Here is a 26861-nt window from a genome sequence, read left to right on the forward strand (position 1 = left end):
AATAACGGCGTTTTTCATGGTAATACGCAATTGGCTTTTTATATCAATATCATCTTCTAAAGGGAAATAGCTCCCTTTATCAAAATATCGCCATTAATTAAATCACAATACATCAATAATAGGACACGAATATGCGTATAACTGCGACGGCTTCCCCATGCCTAAAATCGGGGATGATTTCTGTTTTTATTACGAATTTAGGTAAATATAACGAAGGTGAACTGGTTGGTGAGTGGCTTGAACTTCCAGCAACCTCAAAAGAGATCGAACACTGTTTAATGCGGATTGGCATTGATGGCATTCACTATGAAGAGTATTTCTTGACCGACTATGAATCCTCCATTGATGGCCTTTCTTCCCACATTTCAGAATACAGCCTTTTAGATGAGTTGAACGAGTTAGCCTCGCGATTAGCCATGTTATCGCCTGATGAAATTGACCTTTATCAGGCGGCAATTGAAATCGGTTCTTCAACGAGTTCAATCCATGATTTAATTCATTTAGCGGATAATTTAGATTCTTTCCAGCAATTAGCGGGGGTCTATAATGAATATGATTTAGGTTATTACTGGATAGAAGAAAGTGGTTGTTATGATTTAGCACAACTGGGTCATTTATCCCATTACTTTGACTATGAACGCTATGGACGTGATGTTTGTCTTGAACAAGGGGGGATTTTTCACAGTGGAGGATATGTTTATCATACGGGTGGGTAGATAAGACAACAAAATGAGAGTCAAACCGCTTTAACCCCATAGGGTGGAGAATAAATAATGTAATAGTATCCCAATAACATCTATAAGCTAGAGTACCAATCAAACTAAACTCTATTTTAAGCCATCTTTACGGATATCCGTAAAGATGGCTATTATAGTGTTCTTTTTTTATTTAATTCAAACCATTAAATGGATACTTATCTTCCTGTGATGACAAATGCACTAGTAGAAGCAAGATAGCCACATGTTGGCTTTCAACATAACATCCTGTGCACCATACTCCTTGGCGTAAGTAGAATGGACGAGTGTTAATCAGGAATAGTAAGCGGTACGACTGATACCAACCACATGACAGCACTTCACTACGCTTGCGTTATACTGCACCTGTAACTCGTGTGCCCAGACTTTCCGTTCTGCCACAGGCGCTAGAGCTTTTTTATGATGTCTGCTGCATCTGTGACTTGAGGCTCAACTCAGCATACATCTGCTTAATTCGACGGTTCTCTTCTTCAAGCTCTTTCAAGCGGCGCATATCAGACGCTTCCATACCACCGTATTTTTCGCGTCATTTATAAAACATTGAATTACCGATGCCGTACTTACGACAAATATCTTTCACCGGAATACCGGCTTCGGCTTCTTTTAAAATCGCCACAATCTGGCTTTCAGTCATGCGTTTGCTCATCGTAAAACTCCTTTGTTTTAGTTTACAAGAAATTCTACGAGTGAGCTGTATTATTTTACGGGATAGTTACAATTGCATATTTTCAGCATTTTTAACACAAAAGAGATCTTGCAAGTTCTCATCTGTAATTTCGGTAAAGCGCTGAACACTCAACTCATGTACACGTAACAGCGCTACCTAAGGATTTTTTCTGGCCATCCATTTATAAACACTGAACCATCTGCCCTCAGGCGAATTTCAAGATTACGTTCAACGTTTCCACTACTCTCAATCCTCATATCGTAACGCCCTGTCAGGTAATTAAATTGCTGGTTCAAGGAACCTGCCCATCGGCGACTATTGTCAGGCAAATCTGAGTCATAAGGCCCATCGACCAAAACATCCGTATATCTAAGTAGCCTATCCGTCCCTGGTAAACACAACTCATCTAGTTCTTTTAGGGTATATCCACTAAATACCATCACCGAAAGTCCCAGCGACTGGGCTCCTTGTGCAACGACAGCCAAACCTTGTGCTTGCAATATGGGCTCGCCACCGAGAAAGGTCACCCCTTCAAGATCATATGTTTGGTACGCATTCTCCAACCATTCGAGAACAGATTCTGCCGAAACAAGATCACGTTCAACTAGCTGCAGATATCCAGGGTTACAGCAACCAAGGCAACGCTTGTTGCAACCTTGCACCCACAAGGCTGCTCTGCGCCCTGGCCCTTCAGCCTCGGTGCAAGCTAAGCGAGATGCTATATTCAGGTAATGCATAATTTCACTCCAACTCAAATATCAAGTTGCCACCTGCGATATGAACCTCAATCACTTTGCTTCGAATCTGATTAGAACCACCTATTTGTTCAAATAGAAAATCGGCTAATGGATCAATCAGTTTATTAGTTAGCGCGTTGGGGACGCCGCGACCACCCGTCCCGCGATCCACATCTTTAACCAGCAAGGCCAGTATCTCGGCCTCCTTAACAAACTTCAATTCCGAAACGCCCCATTTGTCCTTCAACCCTTTGCGCAATGGCTCCAGCTTGGAGCGAGCGATGTCAATCAAGAAGCTATCGTCACGTATAAAGTTAAATGGAATAATGTTAGCCTCGCCTATTCGTCCCAACAATTCTGGGCGCTTTAGCTCTTGCACGAAATGTTGCCGCACCTTTTGGATGAATTCATTCCGCACATACTGGCTTTCATAACTAACCTCGGCTGCGCCAATATTTGAAGTGAATACGATGACGGTATCTGAAAACATTACCGTTTCACCCTTGCCATCCGTTAAGCGCCCATCTTCAAGAATCTGTAAAAACTTGTCGAGAATGCGCGGGTGCGCCTTCTCGATTTCATCAAACAGCAACAGGGAAAATGGCCTTTGTTTGACCGCATTGGTCAACTGTCCACCTGCTTCGTAACCCACATATCCTGGAGGAGCGCCTACTAACCTCTGATCGGCATGTTCGTGATTAAACTCTGACATGTCGAAGCGAAGGCAGGCTTCTTCGTCACCAAAAAGGAATTCGGCAATGGACTTTGCCAGTTCGGTTTTACCGACACCAGTTGGGCCAACAAAAAACAACACGCCCTTTGGAGTGCGTTGCCTGTAGGAGTGTTGGAGCCCCGATAGCCCCGTGAAGGCACGCACGAGGATGCGCCTTACCGATTCAATGGCTTCCACTTGACCTTTGACCCGACGCCCTAGTGTTTCGACAATGGTCTGAAGTTTTTTATGATCCAGTTGTTCCCAAGGACTGTGTCTGCGTCCGTGACGATAAAGATTGAGCAAAGATAAGGCACTAGAGACTTCAGTTTCCTGTCGTGACAATCGTGCCAGATTGTGAATGTCGCGGATACTCTGGCCTTCCAAACCGTCCACGAAGTCAGCCAATTCACGCCCTCCTTGCTGCAAAGGGGGCTGCAACCGAAACACTTCTTTCAAACCCAATACAGCAGACTCGCGAACCTGTCTTGTCGGCAAGGGAATTGCTATTTCCCTAAATAATGGATTATTCAGATAGAGCGATGGTGGCAACACATTCAAGCCACCGCAAAGAAGCACCAGCAGTGATTGAGGTTGGCCAATGCTTTCAGCATTGCGAACCACGGCAGCATCACGAGTCGCCTGACCCAGACGCAGCAGCCAGCCGCGCTCGTTTTCACTCAAAGAGTTGACGCTACCAAACAAGTATTGCGTCCAGTCCAGAACAAAAGCTACCGGTTTTTCCCCACTCGGTTGTCGCAGCCATTGCGCAGCAACAGCCAGCAAGTCATCCGCACTTGCCGAAATGCCGCTGGATGCGGGGCTCGGCACCGATGTAGTCGGCAATTCGCCCATATCATAGGCGCTCCCCTCGGAGGTGCTGGCTTTCACGGCATGTGGTGCAACTGAGCTTTGCAATTCCCCCCAGGTCCTCGCATCAACGCCGCTGACACCATTTACGCGGTTCCAGAAAACTACATGCTGATACCCTCGCTGACGGAGCAGGTGCATTAACGCGGCAGGCAAAGAAATCCATTGCCCGGGCGCTTCGGGATCGGAGGTCAAATCACCCGTGTTGCCATGCAATATTATACCGCGCCGTATGCCACATTCGCGGCGAAAATCTTCCTGCCAAGTCAACAGAGCTGAACTCATTTGTTTCTCTCCTGTGTAGCATCAGGGTAAGGGCGAGCATCCTGATCTTGATCATCGGGATTGACCCAAATCACGCGCTTGTCGCTCAGACTAATCCCGTAAGCATCTTGCAACGTTGCCATGACGGGGGCGACATCCTTCTCGCACGTTTTGCCTTTGTATTGATGAAATTTGTAGCTGAGGTGCCCGCTCAGGTTGACACGGAAATCTGCTTTCGCGCCAGCAGGACGACGGGCGCGAATCAGCACTTCGTCTTGCCCTTGTGATGTGAGATGTTCGGGGCCATCCACGACAAAGCCAGCTTGTTGCAGTGACAGATAAACCGCCCGCACGACTTCACGACGCTGACTTTCGTCTACGGCAACTTCATCCTGCTCTTGCGCCAGTTGCTGCAAGGCTTCAGCCTGCTCTTCAGGAGCAAGTCCCGTCGCATGAGCCAACGCCTCGCGCAACTTGGCGGCGCGCTCGCCGCCGTTCTTTTTCGCTTCCTGCTCCAACTGCTCTCTTTGCAGCGTAAGTACATCGGTAACCGCTTCACGCTGGGCCCGATTTTTCATTTCCTGCAACTGACGTTCAGCATCCGCTTCATAGCGCAGCCGAACTTCGCGCAAGGCGGCTGAAATTTGCGCTGAGGTCATGTTGCTGGTGAGATCGCCAAGTAGTCGCGCACGTAATTGCTGCAACTCAGCAAACGCTGCGTTGATTGCGACAGGAGTGCTCCAGCCGCTCAAGCCCTCGCGCCATGCCGCCTCAAGTTCAGACCTCATCTGCAACTGTCGTTCTGCTTCAGCTTGCTGCGCTTTGCGGAATGCTTCGGCGGCGGCTAGCTCCGCATCTTGACGGGAACGGCGCTGCTCACGTGCAAATCTTGGTAATCCATGAAATCGCCCCCCTAGGGAACGGCTCATATCTCTGGCAGCAAACGGGTCGGAGTCCAACAAAGTCTCCATTCGGTCAAGAGCGATGCTCAACTCACGAAACTCTTCCGGAACTACGGCATCTAGTTCTTGACCGATGACATCATTCAATACGCTGCGGTAGCGTTCAAGGAATGGACGCGTTGTTTCGCGCACACGCTGTCGATCAAGCTCTTGCTTACGTTGCCGTTGAATTTGGTAGCGATATTCGTCTGCCCGACTCATGTTTTCATCTCCTTTTGTTTTTTCTGTTGTCTTGCTTCTGTGTATGCATACTTGGCGAGGCAGCGGGTACAAGTCGCGAAGACGCATATGTCTTGGAGTCTTGTGTGTGAATGCCAAGCGACTGCGCCTTGTTGCGTAGGTTGATGTCATTACTTACAAACAAAACTTCATTCAGTCGGAAGAACAATGCAGTTGAAAGAATTGCATGGTCAGGCTGCTTGGCATTCCACTCTGCAGGCAGCAAGGCCGTATATTCTGTTTCATGGCGGATGCGAGATGAGGTCGCATCTAACTGGCGAATGGCTGCGCGCGCCTTGACCGCACGAGTATCATCTTCACTGGCTTTCAAACCATCCAATTCGCTCAGGACCCGATAGGGAACAACCGGAATATCATCTAAACGAAGATCCTGCAAAAGCTCAGGTCTTTCCATCAGAGCGCTGGTGTCGAACACTACGAAGCGGTGCCCATTCTCAACCGGTGCCAGCTTGTCCTGTGCCAGAAGATTCCAGCTTTCCACTGTTTTATTCAACGCATCCCAGAGGGGCGATGATGTATTTAAAGCGTGGAAATGCACAGCTGCTTTGCGCCAAGCGCACACGGAAGTCAATGCACTTGGGGTCAGAGTGCGCACATCTATTTGGCCATTACCCGCCGCCTTCAACGCCTGATCGCCAATACTCCGGTAAATATCCTGGACTGCTTTCTCAATAATTTGCATTGGTTTCTGTATGGCGTGTGGGCCATACAGCTTCAACTCTTTGCGCTGCAATGCGTGCTCCAGCCACACTTGCCGTAATTCAATGGAAAGCAATTCTTCTGGAATTTCAGTGGATGAAGGCAAAGCCGATCGTAACTTTGCCAATGAGTCCAAGGCGATAATGGGCGCTACATGATGCAGCAGCGCGGCTTGCAGCGGGGCCGCCTTGTCGGCAGACAAGACCTGAGCTATCTGAATTAATAGGGAAACGACATTTTCAGGATCAAGCTGATAGTGCGTATGTTTCAGCGACATTTCAATAGCTTTCGACAGAGATTCTTCCCAAGCAGCTTTCCAATCTTTCCTACCTGAGCACCACAAACCAATTGCTTGTTTCGCAGGTTCCATCAGCGCCATCAGCTCATCCAATGGCCTATCAGCGCGCATAGCAAGCCATGGCCAAACTGTTTCTCCGAGTTCATCGGAACTACGCCATGCAACGGGCATCAACGCAATTAGCGGATCATCGGATGGCTTACAAGAGAGCTCTAATTCTTTGCGTAGCGTTGCCCAAAACGCAGTTGCTGATTGGTCTTTCAATGTAACCGTCAAGCCGCATAAGCGCGGTTGTCCGGCCCAGTAGAGGCGGAAGATACCGGCCACTTCTACTTGCACGCTCAATGCGTCGTTCTGTGGCAGAGACAAGCTACGAAATCCTGGCATAATCCCTGCTGGGGTGGGCACGAGCAATGTTAACATGGTCGGTTGTTTGCCATTGGCAACCAGTTCTGGTGCGTTCACTTCGGACGATAAAACGATAGTGGGTGTTGTTGCATCCGCTGCTACAACCCCTTGCGCAACGATGCTGAACCGCGCCCTGGCTGCTACCGCTTTAGTTGCGGTAATGGGGCAAGCAGCGCGGGCCTCTTGTAAAACAGAAGAGTTAACGTTGGGCAGCAAGGAATCTGTCTCGCTTGTCAGAACATCAGCAAGCAAAATTTCCCATACCAGTTCTGGTTGCGCTTGCTGCAGCCAACCCTGCAATGCTGCATCACGCGGAGCACTCACAGACAAGGCGCCATCCTCGCTGCACGATAACTCGAGTCGGCGCTCTCCCCATGCCGCAAGCTGCACCACGGGCGCGATGCGGTCTATAACTGTCGCAGGGTTTTTCCAGTCATACGTTTCCTGTGCTATGGCGCGCTCAACCTGCGGCAGTGGATTTTGCGGCCTTAAAGCCTGATCCGCGACACTGACGCGACTGAAATCACGCTGACTGAGACGAGCTACATCATTTTGTGTGGGTTTAATCTCGTCGCTGATGGGGTCATAGAGGTGCCAGACCTTAACCGTGCGCGAGCGAACCGGCAGGCTGTCGCTACGCAAAAACTGCAAGCCGTCGGCAGTCAATTCAAGCTCAGTTAAAGGCATCTCAAGCCTATCCTGAGCGTAACGTTTGGGCAGTGCTCCCAAAGCGGAAAGTTCAGATACGCAGCCTTCCAGCAGTTCACGCACATCACCTGCACCCAGTTGATCGCGGAAAACACCCAACAAAGACAAGTTCTGTTTGTCGGGCAAATGGAGTCCAGGATCACACAGTCGCAACACCATCCGTTCAAATACTGTGGGCTTGCGCTCAGTGTGATAGGTCACATCGGATTCAATGCGATACAAGGGCAAAGGAACGGAAATTCCAACTAACTTCATACTCGGCCTCCCCGGCTACCATGCTTGTTGTTTTTTGGCGTAACTGTCCGATTAGTCGGAGCACTAGACCAGTTGGGCTGTTGTTTCTGTTGGGGTAGCATATCAGGCGACATCAAGTGCCTTGCTGGAACTAGACGTGCATCGCGCTCCAGTTGATCCAGGATGTCTTTGTAAACGGTTCGCTTGACACTGCCTGCGCTGTCCATGCGCGGCAAGTTCACCTCGTAAGAGGCATACATACTTTTTGCACCAAATACGATTAGTAGCTCCTGCGCACGCGAAAATGCCACATTAATAAATTCAAAACGAGCAACATTGGCTTTGCTAGAACGACGTCGGGGCTGATTGCCTGAACGCAAAGGGTCGTATCCATCATGCCGCACCATGCTAACCAGCACGATGGACTTTTCTTTGCCCTGATATCGAATCACAGTATTGACTTCCACATCCAGACAATCAAATCGCCCATTTGACTCTTTGGGTCTGCGGCGGCGGATAGCGGCACGAATTTCTCGGCATTGGTTGGCATAGAAAGACACTACACCGACTTTGCGTTTGTTTGTTCGTGAGTAGCCTTGTGCAGCGGATTGTAGTTCAATCTGTTCTAGCGTTTCGGCGATCAACTCCGCTTCCAGCTTGTTGGTGCGCCGTGGCTGGTTGCCGTCCATGTCCTCACGGTGAATCTGATTTTTCAGGTTGTAGGTAGTGTCCACCCACAACGCGTGGTCTCCCGGAGTGAGTAAATCTGAGCCACCGTCAATATTCTTTAATGTCAGTCCGTGAACGCGGCGAAGCTTAGGGTTTGGGTCATCATCAGGCCGAAGGAGGCCGCATTCCAACTGCCCTTCGTAAAAATGGTTCACCATCGCCATGATTTGCGGATGCATGCGGAACTGCACATTGAGTCGTGCACGGTTGGCATCGTCCGCCATCTCGAAATGTGATTTGAACAACGAGGCTGTAACCATCTTCTCGAAGCGACGCAAGTTGTCGCGGGTCAGCAAAGTTTGCACTTCTGCAACATTGCCTGTTCCGCTCTCCTCAGTGTTGGCTTCGTTTTCCTCTACTTCATCCATGAAGCTACGAGCTTCGTCGCCTTCCTGAAACAACGGAGGCAACTGACGGTGGTCGCCGACCAGCACAGCGCGACGCGCACGCATCAAGGGCATCAGTAATTCCAGCGGCGTAGCTTTGCTCACTTCATCAATGATTGCGACATCAAAACTCGTCTGCCCGGTATCATCCAAGGTGCGTTCGTTCTCGTTGCAAGTAATGGCTACCACATTGCAGCTCGCGAGAAAATCTGAACCCAGATGTTGCCAGTCTTCTTCTGCGGAGTTGTTGCGACTCAAATCGCGCATCCAATCTTCCAGTAACGGACCCCATATCATGCGCTCATGTTGCTGGCTGGCTTGACGTTGCTCCAAGGCCTTGATTACTTGGGTCACAGTGTCGATGCACTGCGACAAAGTTGCGGCAGGTTCTGCCGGCAAACGGTTGCCTTGCGTGATCGCATCATCCTGTAACAGAGACTTAACCTTCTGCTCATGCTGCCAATGCTGTTCTTCCCAGCTGTCCACGTTACTTTGAGCGCTGCGCTCTTGGTTCCTCGCTGCTTGCACAAGGCCATTGTTCGGTGCTTCAGGCACTGGCTGCGCCAGCTGTGTCCGTAAGGATTGGTTCAGGCTTTCCGTCGCCTGTTCGATAACCGGCTGCATACTCTCTAGCGCACGCAGGCTCGCATCTATGTCGTCAGCCAGTTGAGTGGCGCTTTTAATCGGGGCGCACCATTCAGAAGCTTGGCGAAATAGGCCGTCATAACGGCTGAGCTCCAAGCCAACGCCAGCCTGCTCCAACTCTTTAAGCTCATTGCGCTTAGCTCTCCAAGATCCTACGTAAGCATCGTCCTTCGCCATCTGCTCCATTAAAGCGCTAACCTCTTTTCGGAGCGATTCAATGCGTAGCCGGGTGTTTGCATCCTGAATGGTGCCATCCGCTGCTTCACGCAGGCGTCGAATATCCGCAGCAATGGCTTCTCGCACATTCGTGAAACGCCGCCACCGGGTGAGCATATGCGCTAGCATCCCGCCCCGACTGCCCTCGTGAGCCAGCCAATCATCCATAGAAAATTGCACTAGCAATCCTGCCTCCTCGCAAGAGGCAAGGCCTTGCACAAGATTTCTGGCGGGTATCTCTACATCGCGTAAGTCGCCATGCAGAGTATCTGCTTCACCGCGCAGGAAGAGCTGAACACTTTGCAGGCGCAGACGCTTGGCTTTGTCTTCATCCAGCATCGCGCAAGCAGCGTCATACACCTGCTGAGCCTGCTTTGTCTGACTGCGAGCTGATTCCAAATCCATTTCAAGTTGCTCGCGTTTGGCGTACAACTCCTTCTCGTCGTGCAGCACAAAGGCTGCGCGGTCATGCCACTCTCGCAAGAGGCGCAAGTCTTCATCAACACGCTTCCACGCTGTGAGGCGAACTTCTGTTTGTGCTGCCAATGCCTTGTAGTAACGCTGCAAGGATGCATACCCCGTGAAGGCAGCGCCATCTTCGGTCACTTTGCGTTCGTTCCGTGCCAAACGCACTACGCGCAATGAACCGTCATGGCTCAGCCTGTCCAGTGCGTTGTCTACGGCGGTATGCGCCTGCGATGCCAGCAACACCCGCTGCCCGCGCCGAGCTAGTTGGACGATGGCCTCGGCAATCACCGTGGTCTTGCCCGTGCCCGGCGGCCCTTGAACCAAACACAAATCCGGCGCAGAAAGAATTTTAACCACGGCTTCTTTCTGTGCTGGGTTGAGCTTGTCGTTAGCCCACTGCGCCACTGGCTCCAGACGCTGTGGCACGGAAACCTGAGCAGCTTCGAACAGATAATCAGTCAGGTATGGCGCATAACCACCTTGTTCCTGCAACTGTCGCAGCGCCTGCTGATGGCGTTTGATCAGGCTCATGTCGCCTGCGGTTGAAATGGACAGAAAGCCGGACTCCGGAATTTGATTCAGAATGCGCTCGCGCACAACTTCTGGTTCTTCTGCATTAGCAAGATCGTTCGCGTATTCTTCAGTCAGCGAGACAATCAGCTCGGCAAGCACGGGCGTAGGCCAAGGGCATTCCGGCAAGTTTTCATCCTTGGGTAATTTGCTATCTTTCGGCAACGTTGTGGGCTCCGAGAGTTTGCCTGCCTGCCCCAGTCGAGGAAGGCGACGCTCCTCCCTTTCAGGCAATCCGAACACCCAGGGATCTTTAGATTGTCCAATCTGAAAAGCCACCAGGTCGTCCCGCCCCAAGGCCTTGCGGTCTTTTTGCATGGTTTGAGTGCTTTGCGAAATCAAGGAAAAAACCAGCTGTTCGTCACGCCATTTACGGCTGATGTAGCGCAAACCGCGCGACTTGTGGCGAATTAGACTTTCTTTCCATCGAAGAAATTCGGTCCACTCGGTCAACTGCTTTTCGGTTTGCTGCGTGATTGGCGGCAAGTCGGCCAGCAATTGCGGTGTGAGTAGGTTATTGACGCGCTGAATGCGTTGCTGGTCCGGCGCCGATTGCAAGCTGTCATGCACCGCAAATGCAGTGAATTCACGTTCGAAAGAGCGCGCAGGCAGGTCAGCCGTCTCAATAAAACCGTTGATTAGGAAGAGTGGCGAAGGTGATTCGGTTGGCCAACTTCCCGTGGCGATGAAGGAGCATCCCTCCCGAAAGGGCCATTCTTTCCCTGCTGCGTTAACCCGAATTGCCATCTGCGAGTATCGTGGGTTCGATTTGTCTCTCTGCCTATTAGAAACATAACCCGTAATAGGCATGTTATTTGGGAAAAGCAACTCGTATAGTAATTCTTCTGGGTTACGACCAGAACACAAATCTCTAAACTCCTGGTGCCTCCTCAAGATATCAGACAAAGCTCGCTCAATTTTTTTTATATTAGAGTGATCGAGGGAAACATAAAGATTCATTGTTTAGATCATCCATTACAAATTTTGACAAAATCCAATAGTGTGGCACCACCAACTAATATTGTAAATACCCCATTTATAACACAGTCATCTCGTAGAATATTTATGCCGCACTTCGGTACTCAAATGGCGTCATGTCATTGAGTGAATCGTGCGGCCGTTCGTTGTTGTATAGCTCAATCCAGTTTTCGGTTATTTGCTTCACTTCGTTCAGGCTGTTGAAAATGTAGCAATTGAGTACATCATCGCGATAAGTTCGGTTAAATCGTTCAATGTATGCGTTTTGATATGGGCAACCGAGTTTAATGTAATCAATCATAATGTCCCAGTCCACATTTTCTTTTTCTGTGGCTTGAATGAGAATTTGCGTATTCGCAATCTCTTCCTTATCAAGCAAAATACCCCCGATACTATGGGCGGCACAAAGCATTGTGAGCTCTTTAAGCGTCTCATCCCCAGTGATTTCGGCAGCAACTAAATAGCCAACATTGGCCCATGACGAATTAGATAGAGTTTGAAAGAACACCTCTCTGACATTACTCATATTAATTCTTTTTTTGACTTCAAAAGACCATAAGTGTGTTCGCGGTTCACTGTATTCATTCACACAGGCTTTTAATCGTTTTTTGACCTTATTGGACTCTTACTGCTATAAAATAAAAGGATTAAGCCTAAAACAAAGCTCAATCCTTGAAAAATAATTCACTTATATCATCTAATTTATTGGCTAGTAGGCGGCCCGTTAACTTGTTATTAATTCGTTTTATGATTTTTAAGTTAGGCAATACCTACTTGATGACAGAGAGGAATATTATAGAGCAAAAAAATATCATCGGGTTACGCAACTTATCAATTTGAATTTTTGCATTAGCTAATTCCTGAGTATGTTTTGTATCGAGTTGATGGAGGGATTGGACGCGTTCTTGATAATCTGCATTGATTTTGACTTGTTCGGTCAGCTCAACAAGTAATTCGGCATTCTTAGTGTTTAGCTCACCTATCCTTTCGTGTTGTTTCCACATTCCCCATATGGCTAGGCTATAGTCAGTACTAGAAGCTGCTTAGGCAGGTAGTGGGCGCTATCTGCCTTTTAAAAGGGTTCCACTGATAGCCGCCATCTTCGTCTATTAGGGACTAGTCTGATACGGGCTAATATCATGGAACAAAACGCCGAAGGCCGCTGCAACACGCCACCTTGGTTCAAGCTCTTTTTTCTCAACAGGTCTGCCACTGAAAGCCTCTGTCCTCACGGACAGGGGCTTTTTTGCTTTTAAATCAACCTAAAAGTCAGCCTCTTATAGCCTAAAGTCTTTGAGTGACTAGATGATATATCGTGTAAGCTACTGATAGATTTTCAGTTTTCTGCTCCTAGGTCTGCATATTGTACTTTTCCTCTTACTCGACCTAACCAGTACCAACCTAGCTTCTCAACGGATTTATACCATGGCACTTTAAAGCCAGCATCACTGACAATGAGCGGTGTGGTGTTACTCGGTAGAATGCTCGCAAGGTCGGCTAGAAATTGGTCATGAGCTTTCTTTGAACATTGCTCTGAAAGCGGGAACGCTTTCTCATAAAGAGTAACAGAACGACCGTGTAGTGCGACTGAAGCTCGCAATACCATAAGTCGTTTTTGCTCACGAATATCAGACCAGTCAACAAGTACAATGGGCATCGTATTGCCCGAACAGATAAAGCTAGCATGCCAACGGTATACAGCGAGTCGCTCTTTGTGGAGGTGACGATTACCTAACAATCGGTCGATTCGTTTGATGTTATGTTTTGTTCTCGCTTTGGTTGGTAGGTTACGGCCAAGTTCGGTAAGAGTGAGAGTTTTACAGTCAAGTAAGGCGTGGCAAGCCAACGTTAAGCTGTTGAGTCGTTTTAAGTGTAATTCGGGGCAGAATTGGTAAAGAGAGTCGTGTAAAATATCGAGTTCGCACATTTTGTTGTCCGATTATTGATTTTTCGCGAAACCATTTGAACATATGACAAGATGTGTATCTACCTTAACTTAATGATTTTGATAAAAATCATTAGGGGATTCATCAGCACTTAGTGTGGCTTTTTTTACGTAAAAATAAATTAGCACAATAGGTGCCTTAAATTAATGATTAATCATTCAATGGTAACAACTAAGTGAAAATAATAAATGTAGTTTCTTTATTTCTTATATCCATAATATCTATAACTACCTGGGCTAACTCGGATAATGAACCAATATCTTTAAAAAAGATAGCCCAAAAAAATACTCTCAGTGATCTAAACTCTGCACCATTCGGATTTAGATGGGGTGATGATTTAGATGAGGTTAAAAGCAAACTAGCAGAGCCATATGAAATAATTAATGATCCCAAAAGATGCCCATTCGTAGTCGTAAAAGCCAATAACTTAGATGAAACAATAAAAAATACTGGAGAATATGAACTGCTGATTATGCCCAAATATAATAGATTTACTTTCAATGGGTTACTTGCTATCAGCTATAAAAGTCAACCGGCCAATGTGAAGGACTATCATAATCTTCTTGGTAAAATTATTAATAGTTTAAAAAGAAATTATGGTGTGCTAAAGCAGGCGAGAAGTATGAATGGAATGGAACGTTATTACTCTTTTGAAGGTGATAATTTTGTGATTAGCCTTACAGGGGAGCAATATAAAGATTCTTTTTATATTGATTTAGAGTACGCTTTTATTGGCTATGAATATAATCAAGATACAGAGCTTGGTTATTCCATCGCAATGGAAGAGTGTAAAAAGCAAAGAAGCCAGCATTAAAATTTTCTGCTTTTAGGTATTCACCAAAAAGCTTGGCAAATTCTTTTTTATCTTGTTCTTTTTCAATATCTTATGGATTTGGAAAGCGTTCTTGCAACTCTTTTACGATATCGATAAAACCTCGACGCGCTTGACCAGTAACTATATCGTTAAAGCCTTCCATATACTCCTTATAGCTCTTCTCCAGTACAACATTTTTGGTGTTTTTGTCTCCAAACAAGGTGATGGCATCAATGGTTGCCTGCTCTAAGTCCCGGAAGGTAACAATATTGCCAAAGGTTTTAGTTGCATCATTTAATTACTGTAGTTAAGTGTTGCAACGTTCTTCATAAGTGGCAGAATAAGCGAATTATTCAAAGTGTGGAGTACAAGGCCAATGATTGAAGGAGTCAGCTCCTCGACATTAGTGACCTTATCGGATTTGGTGACCATTCAAGCGGGCTACCCGTTTCGGGGGGCCATACGCGATATTCCTAGTGGTTCAGTGAAAGCGGTACAAGCTAAAGATATCTCTGAACTTGGCGAGTTAATCTACAGCGATTTAATCGTCACCGATCTAACAGGTAAACGTGAACCTGATTGGCTCAAAAAAGGCGATATTTTGTTTAGTGCCAAAGGGGCAAAGCATATTGCCAGCTATGTTGATTACGACTTAGAAAACACGACCTGCGCACCTAGTCTGTTTCTTTTACACCTTAAATCGAAATGGCAAGGTTTAGTGAACACTCAATTTTTAACCTGGCAGCTTAATCAATCCCCTGCGCAGCAATATTTTAAACGCAGTGCCGAAGGCAGTTTTCAAATTAGCATTCGTAAGTCGGTCGTGTATTCAATATAGAGATCATCATAATAGGTAGTATTCGCGTTCAATGAATGTACCGATGATTTTGTCATGCATTTCAGGTGACTTCGAGTAACCTAACGTCTTACGGTTAAGGCGCTTCAAGCGGTTTCTCAGGTTCAAATTCTCTCTTTCTATTCGTTGGGTATAAAACTTACTTACCACATGTTTCTGCTTGGGCAATATCTCATAAGCACTGAACTTATCCGTGCACCAAAAAGCCACATTAAACCTAGACAGTAAAGCCAGTAACTGGTGAAGAGTCCTTTTGTTTCGACGACCAAACGTATGAGCAATTATCCGTTTTAGGCGGGGCTCCCACGCATACCAAAGCCAGCGTTGTTGCTTCTTATTACCCACAAAAGACCACTGTTCATCGACTTCGCAAAGGAGTTCAATGTGCAGATTATCAAGGGGTAAAGAGGTTACCTGCCTCGGCGAGAGTTTTTTAAAGTGCGAACAACCGCATTAATGCTGATATGAAGGGCTCTAGCGGTATCACGAATACCGGCATTATTCATCGTTAGGTCGATAATTTTATCTTTGGTACCGGGCTGGCAGGCACGATATTCATAGTCGAGTTGGAAGCTTCGGCAGCAGTCTTGACAACGATAACGTTGATGACCTGTACTCCCTAGGCCATGTTTTTTCACTGAGGGAGTTTGTTGACAAAATGGGCACCTTACATCAACTTTAGCCATGAATATTCTCCGATAAATTACCCTATATTACAGATTAATCACCAGATTGAATACATGACCCAAAGACACTTATCAGCTCACGCCACTGCGCTTCATTGCGATGCTTACGACTCATAGCTCACCTCATTTATTAAAACGGGTAATCTACGTTATTAAATATGGGCTAAATAGGTGCGGATGCAGTGACGCTTACGAAGAAATCCTTAGCAGACCGCTGGCACTCATGCGAATATGGTTGTGAGAAGCCCCGCGATGTAGCCAGTGCGCAAGTTAACTTAAACTGGGCGTTAGGTATTCAGGCTGGGAACCAGCCTAAAAAGGTAGCTTAGGCTTTCTTTTTGAAACTCCTTCAAAACGCGCAGCGTTTAGTGGGAGTTGTTCATTTAGACATTTTTTTGAAAAAAATTATGAGAGTTGAAAATAAATTTACAAGACATTAATATCAGAAGAGAGATAAGCTGATAATGATTTATGTAAATTTTCATTTGAAGTAAATAAATGTACTTTCATGCCAATTTTTTTAGCAGATTCAATATTTTCTTTATTGTCATCAACAAAAAATATATTTTGAGCTAATACCTGTTCAGCTGTAATCACTTGATTAAAAAAGTCATAATTAGGCTTCACCACTCCCAAAGAATGCGAAGAGTAAATGGAGTCAAAGACATCATAATTACCACGTTGAAGATGTACGTCAAAGTGACTTTTTATTGTGTTTGTTCCACAAATAATTCTATATTTTTCTTTAAGTTTTTTTATTTGTAAAAGTACGGAATTGTTAATTATTGGATTATAGAAATTTTTAAAATAATCTTGTGTGATTTTTTTTTTGTAATTTATTGAAAAGTTTTTCCAATAATCTTCGTTAGTAATTGAGCCTACGCTGAGCTGTTTGTAAGTATTACGACCTGATGAGTCTAACTGAAATGTACGATATTCAAATTCATTGATACCTAGCTCATTACAAATATTATTCATGCTGGAAGAATTAGCAACAACTCCACCCATATCAAACATAAAAATCATTTTCTTTCCTAGTTAGTTCATAAAAAATGTTAAATGAATACTTTTTGGATTGATATTTCTTGCTGTCCACTCCCCTTTAATTGAGACACGTTAAATTAGAGTTTTCTAACTGTTGACGATAGGCCTCCGGTGGGAGGTGATTTAAACTTTCATGGGTTCGATTTTGGTTATAATCTTGCAGCCAAAACGACGCTAATTCTCGCACTTGGCTTAATGATTCAAATAAATACGCATTTAAAAACTCTCGACGGAACGAACCATTAAAACGTTCGATAAACCCATTTTGCTGCGGTTTTCCCGGTTGAATATGGCACAGTAAAATTTGGTTATCTTCACAATAATTCAATAAGTTAACTGAAATGAGTTCAGGGCCATTATCGACTCGGATCTGTTTCGGTAACCCTCTTTCGGCTTTTAAACGTTCAAGCACCCTGATGACGCGTTCAGCCGGTAATGACGTATCAACCTCAATCGCCAAGCATTCACGCGTTCCTTCATCAATAATGTTGAGAGTTCTGAAGCGCTTACCGCAATATAAACTGTCGTGCATAAAATCCAATGCCCATTGAATATTCGGGACTTTTTCTATCACTAATGGTCTTTTTTCACGCTTCGGAAGCACTTTTTTAACCCGTCGTTTCAGGTTCAATCCTAATCGACAATAAACGCGATAAACTCGTTTATGATTAAAAGGATAGCCTTGAAATCTCAGTCGGAAATAGCATTTCCAGAATCCCGATTGTGGTGATTTCGCTAACACAGATTGTATGGCATCGATCACTACTTGGTCTTTTTTACGCCAATCTATTTGCTGATGGTAAAACGTGGCTCGTGACAACGACGTTAGCTTACAAGCCTTAATGACTGATAAGCCTGCCTCTTTTAATGATTGAGCACAGGATCTCTTTTCAGCCACTACCAACCCTTTTTTGCGAAAAGCTCCTTCATCGCGTGGTTTTCAAGGCTAACTTCCGCAAAGAGCTTTTTCAGTTTCGCATTTTCATCTTCAAGCTCTTTTAATCGTTTAACATCATTCGCTTCCATGCCACCATACTTTGATTTCCAATTATAATAAGTGGCGTTGCTGATCCCATTTTGGCGGCAAATATCTTCCACTTTCATACCAGAATCAGCGAGTTTTAAAATATTAACGATTTGAGTTTCAGTAAAACGAGCTTTTTTCATCATGACCTCTGCAAATTTTAGGGCAGAAAATCTAATTATAGCTGTCTTATTTTAGGGGAAGTGGACATTGCCTTAACTATAAGAGCCTATCAATTTTAATTAATATCTCAATGTTAATAAGCAATTACAAAACCTTCTAAAAAGGGAACCCATTCACTTTTTTCAGTGTCATAATCTAGCAGCCCTAAGGCATAGCCTAGGGCTGCAACAGTACCTGATTGAGAGACAAGTAAAGATATTTTATTTTCAGTAGGAATTTTTTTTAGAAATTCTACCAATTCATTTTGAAGCTCTTCTGGTGTTCTTAAAATATTGTAATGTTGACCTACTTTCCACTGGCTATAGATTTTACGTGCATCAGATCTATTAAAAATATCTAAATAATTATCATTGTTTTTTATATGAACTCCAGGGTCACCAAGGAACGAGGTCAAGACGATATCATCATTTCCTGATGATATTTCCTGATTGAGAATTTTGGCAGTTTCTACACAGCGTAACTCTGGACTAGAATATATTTTGATAGGGACGTTTAAACCACTGAATCTAAGACCCATAGCTTTCACATTAATCTTGGCTTTGTCGGTTATCAAAACAAGACCAGATTCTGATGTGTCTTTTTCTCCATGTCTTATAAACACAGCAAGTCTGTGAGATGGGTCATCAATTAATTTCTGTATTACTTTATGTACAATCACATCAAATACCTTTATTTGAGCAATTCAAAACATACGTTATCAAGTGGTTAAAAAGTAGATGTACATCTTCTGAAATTTGCATATTATCTATAGGGACATGAAGATTGAAATCGGCTAACTCTTTAAGCTTGCCACCATCATAACCAGTCATGGCAACGATATTTGCCTGCATTGATTTTGCATACTCAGCAGCCTCTATAATATTTTGAGAATTTCCGCTTCCAGAAACAGCAATCACAAGATCCCCTTGCTTTAGCCTTCCCTCTAGCTGTTTCTTATAGATCAACTCATATGAGTAATCATTTGCAATTGCTGTTATCGTTGCAATACTGTCAGACAAACAAGAAACATTAACTCTCACTCCTTTTAAGTGGCCAACGGTATTGCTTAGATCACTCTTAATATGAGAGGCAGTGGAGGCAGAACCTCCATTACCCATAACATAAATAATTTTATTATTTTGTACAGTTGATTCAATTATTTTAATGGATTTTATCAATTCATCTTGGTCAATACTTCTCAAGGTATCAATCACCATCTCAAAGTATTTTTTTATTTTGTTTTTGTAATTAATCATTGTTTTGTATAAATAGTCCTGAGAGTGTTTTTGTATAGCTCTTTATAGAAGCCAGACTGATAGTGTGAGGGGGATGCTCCACCTGTTATTGGTGAGTTTACATCACTAATCCAACTCGTAGATCTCATATCAATATATTGGGCATTTTTGAAATTATCTAAGAAGATAGCATCATAAATATCCCAATTGCGATTAGTATTTTTTATCCAGTCCATTTTAGACTCCCATCGCTCAGACGGAGCTCTAAACTCTGACAATCTACCTCCTACAAGAATTACTCTTTTATCCAAATTCAAATCTTGCAAGAGAAGGAAAAACTTTTTTAATGCTGCACGATATGTTTCTATATGTTTTTTTTCGCCAGGCACAAGTATTTCTTTACCAGAAAAATTTTTCTTATATATAGATTCTGAAAAATATTTGTTATAGGTAAGTGCAGTGAACTCATTAAGCATAATGACTTCCAGTGCTGCATCGGAATAGTTGTCGATAATAATGTATTCAACACCAGCCGATCTTATCCGCTCCTTAATGTTTTTAAGAAACTCAACTTCAATATAACGCAATACATCATAACTCAATAAGTCAGGAATCTGTAAGTAATCGTTATTCTCAACTCTTTTGCTCATTAAAGAAATTAATGAGCTATGAAAAAAAGTTAATGGAACAGTACAAAATTCTTTATAGTCTGGGTTGAAATAATCTTCAGATCTAAAGATGCTTCTTGAAAAGCAGCTGCCTATAACGCCTACTTTCACTGGCCCAGAAAGACATTCAACTTTCTCAAACTTATTGCTAGAGGAATGATGCAAGCTGGCCAAATCAAGTTTTTTTGACCAGAAAAGCTCATTTTTATTCCTAATAAGCATAGTGAGAAAACCTTTGCTATCTCTTAACGTAAAAGAAAGATTGTTAACAACAACATGTTCCAAATATTCATCTGATAGCAGGTAATTGAGTCTTTCAGTTTCATTACTAACAGAAAGTCTCAAAGAGGTTTGCGTAAAAGTCTCGGGTAATAGACTATATTTAAAGCTAAAAACACCTTCAGATTCTTTCTTTAAATCATAAATTTCTGGAATATGTTTATTTGTATTTTCTAGCCAAGCATCAAATTTTCCATGATTAAAGTGAATTAGGATAACATCATCTTCGAATTTAATATGTTGGAGAATTATTAAATTTTCTAAATCAGCGATACCCTTTTTTTCAAACAGCATTACTTAGACTCTTTTTTTAAAATATCCAATCCTTCTTGGATGCTTAGTACAAATTTGTTTCTTGCCTCAACAACCATACCAATATCAGTTGAACTCCCCCAATCCTCAGCCAATAACTCATTCATAGATATTAAGGTAAACTCATCATAACAACGTGTGCTTAGTGGAATATCGCGCTTATTTAAAGAAATTTCAATTCTATTGAAGAAAAACATAAACTCAGTGAAAGTTTTTTGAAGCTGCGATACATACTCCTCACCAAATACAGAAAGAATAATATTGTTAGTCCATAACTGTGATATGTCCATAGAATACGCACTATTGAAACCGATTTTTTTCCTAAGCATTGATATGAATATATAGAACTCAACGATCCCTTTGATCTTCAGTAATTTCTTGATTTCTGAGACTTGAAACTGTTTCTTTAGAATATATGGTGATAAGTCAAACACATACCCATCGCATATGTCGTACTGTTCCTCAAGTGCAGCCAAATCACCGATGAAGTCATGCTCAGTTGTATTTTCTAGAATTACTTTTGAGTACAAACAATCTATATCGCATTTGTACTTATATTTTTCTTCATAGCCAGTAATCATAGAGTGATAATCTCTAACATTTTTTATATGCATAAGATTTTCATTCAATGTTTCTGGCCCACATTTGTAGTCAATGGCACCATCATCAAAGATTAGCCTATAATTATTGTCCTCTTCAGTGTAAGAATACACCTCTGGCATGTCAGGATAATGCTGAAATTTGCCATGAATCTTATCTATGCTGTAGCCAAAAATAGATGCCAAGGAAAAATCAATCAACTCCTCAGCCACTTCATATTGCTTTGTTTTTGGTTTGTCATAGCAAATGGTAAAATCAAAATCACTAAATATCCGTTCCGTTCTCTTAGCAAAACTTCCAAATTCAACAATCAGACATTTCTCAGGCAGAAAGTGCCTATATTTAGCTATTACATTGATTAATATGCTGTGAACCAGGTTATTGTACTCATCCCTAAACTTTTGGTAGTTATCTATATCACCAGTCCAAGCTCTTTTATCAAGAATCTCATACTTGAGGAACAAGCTATCTTTTTTTTCCTCTAAAAACTGTTTTTGATCATTTACAAAAGAGTCAAACTCTTTTTTAGTAGTTATTTTTGTTGCATTAAATATGAACATTGCTTTACTTTTTAGATATTAAAATATTTTCAATCACAAGAAAATCGAAGTCAGCTTGTAGGAAGCTATCTATAGCATCCTCAGGGGAGTTGACCAATGGTATCCCCCTCAAATTGAATGAGGTATTGCAAACAGCTGGAATACCAGTTATTTCATAGAAAGCTTTTAGCAATTTATAATATTTCTTGTTTTCTTGCGTAACAACTTGAGGCCTTGCTGTTCCATCGACATGAACAACAGCTGGAATCAATTTTTGCTTATCCTTATGCACTAGAGCGGCAAAATTCATGAAGTATTTATTATCTGGAGAGCCTGTAAAGAACTCAGAGTAATGCTCATAGAGAACACTTGGCGCTATTGGTCGCCACATTTCACGGTCCTTTATATTATTTAATCGAATAAGACTCTTTCGTTGCCTAGGATCAGCAAGAATGCTTCTGTTTCCTAATGCTCTGGGTCCAGCTTCAAATGCACCTTGCATCCAACATATGACTTTTCCATTAGAAATCAACTCGGCTACACTAAAAACTAACTCATTATCATCCAATGTTTTCCAAATTAGCTTGTTTTTATTTTTTTCAAGAGCACGGATTGCATCCTCATCTGTATAGAAAGCTCCCAGTGAAGCTGTAGTCAATGGTTTTAGCGAGATGTCTCTATTATGTAATTTGTAATCTAACTCCAGAGCGGCTCCTATTGCTGTCCCCCCATCCGAGGCAAAAGGTGGAACATATATATTTTTGAATAAACCGGTGCGTTCAATCTTGCCATTAGCGGAGCAGTTCAACGCAACCCCACCAGCAATGACAAGATTATTAACGTTACTTTTTTCTTTGAGATCTCTTGTGAAATTAAGAATAGCAAGCTCTAATGAGTTTTGAACCGATGCTGCAAAATTCGCATAACTCATAATTTCTTCTTTATTTCCGGCCTCATATGGATAGCAGTTGTTTTTAAAAAAGTCATCTAACTGCCTTTTACGAATCTCTATTGAGTTAAAAATGGACTCATTTTCTAAATCTTCAAAATCTGAATACAATTTTCCACTATGCCTCCAAGTAATAGGCATTTTGATTGTAGGAGTCCCGTAAGAAGCTAAGCCCATAAGCTTGCCGACTTCTCTATGCTTACCGTAAAGTCCGGTATATCTACAAGCGCTGTTATAGAAAATACCTAAAGAGTTCGCTATATCAATAGTCTTAAAGAAATCAATTTTTCCATCGCTAGCAAATCCAAGTGATGACGATGCATCCTCTCCTCTATTATCAATTACAAGCACTGCTGCTTCTTTAAAACCACTCAAACGATAAGCGCTTGATGCGTGTGCTAAATGGTGAGAAATATAATGAACAGGTGGGCGAAACTCACCAAAAATAGATTGTGGCAAATACCATTCAACATCGTCTATTTTTTGATATTTTTCTAGCTCATAGCTAGGTTCTTCGTAGATCTTATTTCTATACGCCCAGTCCATGCCAATAGCAATTGCCTCAACATCTTCGAGTGTAATGTTATTAATATTCAGGCAGTATAGAAGAGCATCAATAGGGGCTTCGCCAAGAGCCATTTTATTCCGACTAAAACGCTCCTGCTCTGCATAAGATAGCAGAACACCATCTTTTATAAGACAAGCTGCGGAATCATGATTTCCAATATTTAAACCAACAATATATTTACTCATTATTTAATATATTTACTCATTATTTTTTAAATGATTTATAGCCTATTGAGTATTTAAACGCACGGCTAGCGCATTTTAATCCCAGATTCTAACAGGGTTGAGCGATAATCATCGTCTAGCCCTGCCATTTTCTTTTTTCTCGCCATACTGGCTGTTTTAGTTGTATCTTGTTTAAATAACGCCATGGCTATTTTTCTCATTACGTTAAAAACAAGGGGTCCTTGCTTCTTACGGATTCTTGATTCATCTTCCCTAAAGTTCATATCCAACATCCAATGCATACTTTCAACCTGCCAGTGGCTTCGTACCGCATTAAGTGCTTGCTCCGCACCTAACGCTAACGAACTAATATACCAACGCGTTTCTATCGTGTCTGTACCTGATGATTTATCGTGAACCTCAGCGGTTACTTGAATAACACTCTTTAAGCCAGACCATTGGTAGATTTTATCTAACCAGCTTTTATCAATAAGCAATTGCTGACAAACCCTTGTTTCAATGCGCCCATGCCCTGAGCTTATTTCGGTATGTTTATCATAGTTGCTATTGGTCAATCCTTCGCGCTCACTCTTGTGCCACCAAGCTTCTAATTCACTCTGCATACCTGAATGGTTACCTTTGAGCGCTAGGATATAATCAGCTTTTTGTTTAATTATTTGTTTCGCTATTTCTTGCTGGCAGCCCATAGCATCAAGTGTAATGATGCTATTTTCAATATCTAGCATGGTGAGTAACTCAGGTATGGCTGTGATTTCATTTGTTTTGCTATCAACGGCTGTTTGCCCTAAAACTAACTGGTGTTGGCAGCTCCATGCACTGACGGTATGTAAAGCACTTTTTCTATCTTTGGTTGTAAATGAACGACGTGCAGTTTTTCCATCCATAGCAATAATATCAGCACCCGTGGTTTCAATAAGTGAAGATATCCAAGATTGAAATGCATGCTCTATTTCATCTGATTTTAACCGACAAATGACACGGGCTATGGTGTCGTGTCTTGGAATACCCGCGTTGAAAGCGCCATATCTTTTTAACCAATCAAGTTTTAGATGCCCAAAGTCTTCAATATCCTCCCATCCTTGTGCACCGGAGATTACTGCACTAATGGCTAAAAGGAGAATATCGATAAGCTCATGCTTTTTACAGCGTTCAATGCGAGGATCGGTAATTGAATTAAAGTGTTTCAGAAAAGTAGCGCTCATATTTTACGTGACCAAGGTGATTATTATGCCTTGATCTGATCACTACATATTCTATAAGTTCAATTTATAATGATCTTGCCGTGTATTTAAACGCCTCGATAGAGGAAATAACTATAAATTTAGTTGCGTTTATTATTCACTAGACACATCATAGAGCATTTATCCATAATCGGCAAGTACGATAAGGAACGCACGATAATGGTGTCAAAAGGCTTGATGACATCACTTTGGTCGAGTATTCAATGAGTTGATAATGGGGTAAACTGAGCTTTTCTGTTGAGGTTTAGTATGGCTACCATTTCAGTAAAATGCCGATTCTGTGGGTTAACCGACCCTGTTAAAAAACATGGCACCGGCAATGGAGGTCATCCCCGTTATCGCTGTCAGGCCTGTTGCCGCACTTTTCAACTCGATTATACCTACAACGCTTGTCAGCCCGGCATCAAAGAGCAAGTGGTTGAGCTTGCCATGAATAATGCGGGTATTCGTGACACCGCTAGGGCATTACATATCAGTATCAATGCCGTCGTCCGCACTTTAAAAGACTCTCGCCACGGAATGTAACAACACTGCCCCTAGATAACCTACAAATTCAGCTCATTTGTGAGGTCGATGAGATGTGGTCATTTATCGGTAACAAAAAACGTCAGCGTTGGTTGTGGTATGCATGGGAGCCTCGCTTAAAGCGGATTATCGCTCATGTATTTGGTTCCCGAAGCAAGAAAACATTGGGGAAATTGTTAAAACTGCTGTCTGGGTTCCGTATCGCTTTTTGGTGTACGGATGGTTACAGGGCGTACAAAGAGACACTCCCTAGCGAAAAACATATTTTAGGAAAGCTATATACACAGCGAATTGAGCGTGAAAATCTGACGTTGCGTAACCGATTGAAACGACTTAATCGCAAGACGTTAGGGTATTCAAAATCATCCGGCATGCATGACAAGATCATTGGGACTTTCATTGAGCGAGAGTATTACGTTTGAAATGCCATTAACCCTTTGGATACGTGACCCATCACTTTGGCGTTATCGTAACGGCAAAGAGCATCAAGATAGATTAGCTAAGTGGCAGCTTGAACATGGTAACTGTGATGATGCTCCTCTGTTTCTTAATCGCTCTGGGCAACTCTCCGTTACTGGCTCGGGACGGGGCATACACAAAAAATCTCTTTCCCGCCACGCACACAAATTTATCTGCACCACAACCACCCCCCCTTGTCAGATGAACTCATCAGAAAAAATGAACACATCAGCATGCAGCGATTCGTCAACCAGAGGAACATTTTTGCCAAAAAACAGCCGTAACATACAGATGGAAAGACTCTATTTTTAGGTCGCATCCGGGGGCAAGCCAGTGAATTAAATTCCAGCCATGAACAGTACCTTTGAACTGACGGCAACTATTCATCAGCGATATACGTCCCATTTATCGAACAACTTCTTTTGTAGCGACTTGCAGCCACCAAGCAGTGAGCCGGCCTGAGAAAAATCAACAGAGGTTCACCAGACGGTTACCACAAAGCTTATCAATTGCTTCCAGCTCAATTCTTATCCGACATTAAGTGCCAAAACAATACAAAGTCTCCCCAGAGCTTCTGACGCCACTTAAAGAAGTTAAATAGCTTATTTAGGTATGAGTCAAGAACGCCCTAGAATGAACGCTTACGAACATCCAACCTAAGAACTGAGCTTGCACCAGGACCGAGGCATGCCGATGACGACGCACTGCTAGCTTGGCCTGCTTGGTGAACTGGCCATTACCGCCAGTCAAAGCGGGGCCGACCCAGAGTGAGCAACCATAATTCCATGAGTGAGTCGCAGTTCAAGACGATAAAGTACCGTAAGCGTCACAGCATCCGCACCTGTTTAGCCCCCAGTTAGTGCCGTAGATTACCCGTTTTAATGAACGAGGTGATCTAATGAGTCGTAAACATCGTAGCCAGGCGCAGTGGCTTGAGCTAATCAACGCCTTCGAGATGAGTGGACAGAGCCAAGTCGACTTCTGTGCTGAGCACAATGTAAGTTCGGCCTATTTTAGTCAACGTCGTCGCGCGTTACGCAATCCCGAGCAGTCTGTTTTCATTGAGGCAAAGGCTCAGGGTGCTCATACATTTCTAGCTCCGGTAAGCCCGACGCTTATGCTACGTTTTCAGCAAACGGAACTGGCATTACCGCTCTCGGTAGAGCCGCGTTGGTTGGCCGGTTTGATAAAGGCGCTGTCGGCATGAAGATGTTTGTTGAGCC

General features: G+C 43.4%; 20 protein-coding genes and 4 pseudogenes. 5 read left to right on the forward strand and 19 right to left on the reverse strand.

The genetic code is table 11. From position 1 onward, the window contains the following. The first annotated feature begins 131 nt into the window (after positions 1–131). Positions 132–716 carry an antirestriction protein ArdA gene (locus MNY66_RS17685; protein ID WP_143970443.1) on the forward strand — a complete coding sequence of 195 codons (585 nt, stop codon included), beginning with the start codon at positions 132–134 and terminating at the stop codon, positions 714–716. A gap of 455 nt (positions 717–1171) precedes the next feature. On the opposite strand, the pseudogene MNY66_RS17690 reads toward MNY66_RS17685, so the two are convergent. From MNY66_RS17690 to MNY66_RS17730, 9 genes and pseudogenes are all read right to left on the reverse strand, one after another. Further along, positions 1172–1401: pseudogene (locus tag MNY66_RS17690) on the reverse strand (transposase); the annotation flags it as partial. A gap of 173 nt (positions 1402–1574) precedes the next feature. Beyond that, entirely contained in the window at positions 1575–2159 is a 585-nt protein-coding gene (locus MNY66_RS17695) for a 4Fe-4S single cluster domain-containing protein (RefSeq protein ID WP_241501937.1), read from the reverse strand. Positions 2160–2163: 4 nt separating this feature from the next. Continuing rightward, entirely contained in the window at positions 2164–4026 is a 1863-nt protein-coding gene (locus MNY66_RS17700; protein WP_241501938.1) for an AAA family ATPase, read from the reverse strand. After that, entirely contained in the window at positions 4023–5168 is a 1146-nt protein-coding gene (locus tag MNY66_RS17705; RefSeq protein WP_241501939.1) for a hypothetical protein, read from the reverse strand. The genes MNY66_RS17700 and MNY66_RS17705 overlap by 4 nt, the downstream gene beginning before the upstream one ends. A 4-nt stretch (positions 5169–5172) precedes the next feature. Then, positions 5173–7575, reverse strand: coding sequence for a PIN domain-containing protein (locus MNY66_RS17710; RefSeq protein WP_241501940.1), 2403 nt, complete (start codon positions 7573–7575; stop codon positions 5173–5175). Next, on the reverse strand, positions 7572–11435 hold the full coding sequence (locus MNY66_RS17715; protein ID WP_241501941.1) for a DEAD/DEAH box helicase: 3864 nt from the start codon (positions 11433–11435) through the stop codon (positions 7572–7574). Before MNY66_RS17715 ends, MNY66_RS17710 begins: the two co-directional genes overlap by 4 nt. Before the next feature lie 196 nt (positions 11436–11631). Further along, a pseudogene (locus MNY66_RS18125) lies at positions 11632–12153 on the reverse strand (integrase core domain-containing protein); the annotation flags it as partial. A 163-nt stretch (positions 12154–12316) separates the two neighbouring features. Continuing rightward, positions 12317–12550, reverse strand: coding sequence for a lysis system i-spanin subunit Rz (locus MNY66_RS17725; protein ID WP_006814825.1), 234 nt, complete (start codon positions 12548–12550; stop codon positions 12317–12319). A gap of 263 nt (positions 12551–12813) precedes the next feature. Then, a pseudogene (locus tag MNY66_RS17730) lies at positions 12814–13473 on the reverse strand (IS4 family transposase); the annotation flags it as partial. Positions 13474–13667: 194 nt separating this feature from the next. Here MNY66_RS17730 and MNY66_RS17735 point away from each other — a divergent pair. Next, entirely contained in the window at positions 13668–14306 is a 639-nt protein-coding gene (locus MNY66_RS17735; RefSeq protein ID WP_140179321.1) for a hypothetical protein, read from the forward strand. Here MNY66_RS17735 and MNY66_RS17740 read toward each other — a convergent pair. Next, a pseudogene (locus MNY66_RS17740) lies at positions 14284–14598 on the reverse strand (type I restriction endonuclease subunit R, EcoR124 family); the annotation flags it as partial. The gene MNY66_RS17735 and the pseudogene MNY66_RS17740 overlap by 23 nt on opposite strands. 84 nt (positions 14599–14682) lie before the next feature. Here MNY66_RS17740 and MNY66_RS17745 point away from each other — a divergent pair. Beyond that, positions 14683–15144, forward strand: coding sequence for a restriction endonuclease subunit S domain-containing protein (locus tag MNY66_RS17745; RefSeq protein ID WP_241501942.1), 462 nt, complete (start codon positions 14683–14685; stop codon positions 15142–15144). Between the two features lie 6 nt (positions 15145–15150). Here the strand turns inward: MNY66_RS17745 and MNY66_RS17750 are convergent. The 9 genes from MNY66_RS17750 to MNY66_RS17790 form a co-directional block, all read right to left on the reverse strand. Beyond that, a protein-coding gene (locus MNY66_RS17750; protein ID WP_172685452.1) for an IS1 family transposase occupies positions 15151–15848 on the reverse strand; the annotation gives its coding sequence in 2 pieces (ribosomal slippage) (positions 15151–15599 and positions 15599–15848; 699 coding nt in all). Positions 15849–16274: 426 nt separating this feature from the next. Continuing rightward, complete coding sequence (locus MNY66_RS17755) at positions 16275–16874, reverse strand: HAD-IA family hydrolase (protein ID WP_241501943.1); 600 nt, start codon at positions 16872–16874, stop codon at positions 16275–16277. A 76-nt stretch (positions 16875–16950) separates the two neighbouring features. Then, positions 16951–18059, reverse strand: a protein-coding gene (locus tag MNY66_RS17760; RefSeq protein ID WP_420915528.1) for an IS3 family transposase whose coding sequence is annotated in 2 segments (ribosomal slippage) — positions 16951–17807 and positions 17807–18059 — 1110 coding nt in all. Because the reading frame shifts where the segments join, the coding sequence is not laid out codon by codon here. Positions 18060–18172: 113 nt separating this feature from the next. Beyond that, positions 18173–18757, reverse strand: coding sequence for a histidine phosphatase family protein (locus MNY66_RS17765; protein ID WP_241501945.1), 585 nt, complete (start codon positions 18755–18757; stop codon positions 18173–18175). Between the two features lies 1 nt (position 18758). After that, positions 18759–19334: a D-sedoheptulose-7-phosphate isomerase gene (locus MNY66_RS17770; protein ID WP_241501946.1), complete on the reverse strand. Its 576-nt coding sequence runs from the start codon at positions 19332–19334 to the stop codon at positions 18759–18761. Then, a complete protein-coding gene (locus MNY66_RS17775) occupies positions 19331–20554 on the reverse strand; it encodes a DUF6270 domain-containing protein (RefSeq protein WP_241501947.1) in 1224 nt (407 codons plus the stop codon). The genes MNY66_RS17770 and MNY66_RS17775 overlap by 4 nt, the downstream gene beginning before the upstream one ends. Continuing rightward, positions 20554–21732: a hypothetical protein gene (locus MNY66_RS17780; RefSeq protein WP_241501948.1), complete on the reverse strand. Its 1179-nt coding sequence runs from the start codon at positions 21730–21732 to the stop codon at positions 20554–20556. Before MNY66_RS17780 ends, MNY66_RS17775 begins: the two co-directional genes overlap by 1 nt. Positions 21733–21736: 4 nt before the next feature. After that, positions 21737–23413 carry a carbamoyltransferase family protein gene (locus MNY66_RS17785; protein ID WP_241501949.1) on the reverse strand — a complete coding sequence of 559 codons (1677 nt, stop codon included), beginning with the start codon at positions 23411–23413 and terminating at the stop codon, positions 21737–21739. 65 nt (positions 23414–23478) lie between these two features. Further along, a complete protein-coding gene (locus tag MNY66_RS17790) occupies positions 23479–24615 on the reverse strand; it encodes an ISAs1 family transposase (RefSeq protein ID WP_024602346.1) in 1137 nt (378 codons plus the stop codon). A 288-nt stretch (positions 24616–24903) separates the two neighbouring features. On the opposite strand from MNY66_RS17790, the gene MNY66_RS17795 reads away from it, so the two are divergent. Then, positions 24904–25601 (forward strand): IS1 family transposase gene (locus MNY66_RS17795; RefSeq protein ID WP_241501950.1). Its coding sequence is split into 2 segments (ribosomal slippage): positions 24904–25159 and positions 25159–25601, totalling 699 coding nucleotides; the frame shifts between segments, so codons are not numbered across the junction. Between the two features lie 935 nt (positions 25602–26536). Continuing rightward, positions 26537–26845: an IS66 family insertion sequence element accessory protein TnpA gene (gene tnpA, locus MNY66_RS17800; protein ID WP_241501951.1), complete on the forward strand. Its 309-nt coding sequence runs from the start codon at positions 26537–26539 to the stop codon at positions 26843–26845. Positions 26846–26861: the final 16 nt, after the last annotated feature.

This window comes from Moellerella wisconsensis (assembly GCF_022592395.1).
GTDB lineage: Bacteria > Pseudomonadota > Gammaproteobacteria > Enterobacterales > Enterobacteriaceae > Moellerella > Moellerella wisconsensis.

Coding starts and splice junctions, on each gene's coding strand:
- MNY66_RS17685 (WP_143970443.1), top strand. CDS start 132: ATGCGTATAACTGCGACGGCTTCCCCATGCCTAAAATCGGGGATGATT.
- MNY66_RS17695 (WP_241501937.1), bottom strand. CDS start 2,159: ATGCATTACCTGAATATAGCATCTCGCTTAGCTTGCACCGAGGCTGAA.
- MNY66_RS17700 (WP_241501938.1), bottom strand. CDS start 4,026: ATGAGTTCAGCTCTGTTGACTTGGCAGGAAGATTTTCGCCGCGAATGT.
- MNY66_RS17705 (WP_241501939.1), bottom strand. CDS start 5,168: ATGAGTCGGGCAGACGAATATCGCTACCAAATTCAACGGCAACGTAAG.
- MNY66_RS17710 (WP_241501940.1), bottom strand. CDS start 7,575: ATGAAGTTAGTTGGAATTTCCGTTCCTTTGCCCTTGTATCGCATTGAA.
- MNY66_RS17725 (WP_006814825.1), bottom strand. CDS start 12,550: ATGTGGAAACAACACGAAAGGATAGGTGAGCTAAACACTAAGAATGCC.
- MNY66_RS17745 (WP_241501942.1), top strand. CDS start 14,683: ATGATTGAAGGAGTCAGCTCCTCGACATTAGTGACCTTATCGGATTTG.
- MNY66_RS17755 (WP_241501943.1), bottom strand. CDS start 16,874: ATGATTTTTATGTTTGATATGGGTGGAGTTGTTGCTAATTCTTCCAGC.
- MNY66_RS17770 (WP_241501946.1), bottom strand. CDS start 19,334: ATGATTAATTACAAAAACAAAATAAAAAAATACTTTGAGATGGTGATT.
- MNY66_RS17775 (WP_241501947.1), bottom strand. CDS start 20,554: ATGCTGTTTGAAAAAAAGGGTATCGCTGATTTAGAAAATTTAATAATT.
- MNY66_RS17780 (WP_241501948.1), bottom strand. CDS start 21,732: ATGTTCATATTTAATGCAACAAAAATAACTACTAAAAAAGAGTTTGAC.
- MNY66_RS17785 (WP_241501949.1), bottom strand. CDS start 23,413: ATGAGTAAATATATTGTTGGTTTAAATATTGGAAATCATGATTCCGCA.
- MNY66_RS17790 (WP_024602346.1), bottom strand. CDS start 24,615: ATGAGCGCTACTTTTCTGAAACACTTTAATTCAATTACCGATCCTCGC.
- tnpA (WP_241501951.1), top strand. CDS start 26,537: ATGAGTCGTAAACATCGTAGCCAGGCGCAGTGGCTTGAGCTAATCAAC.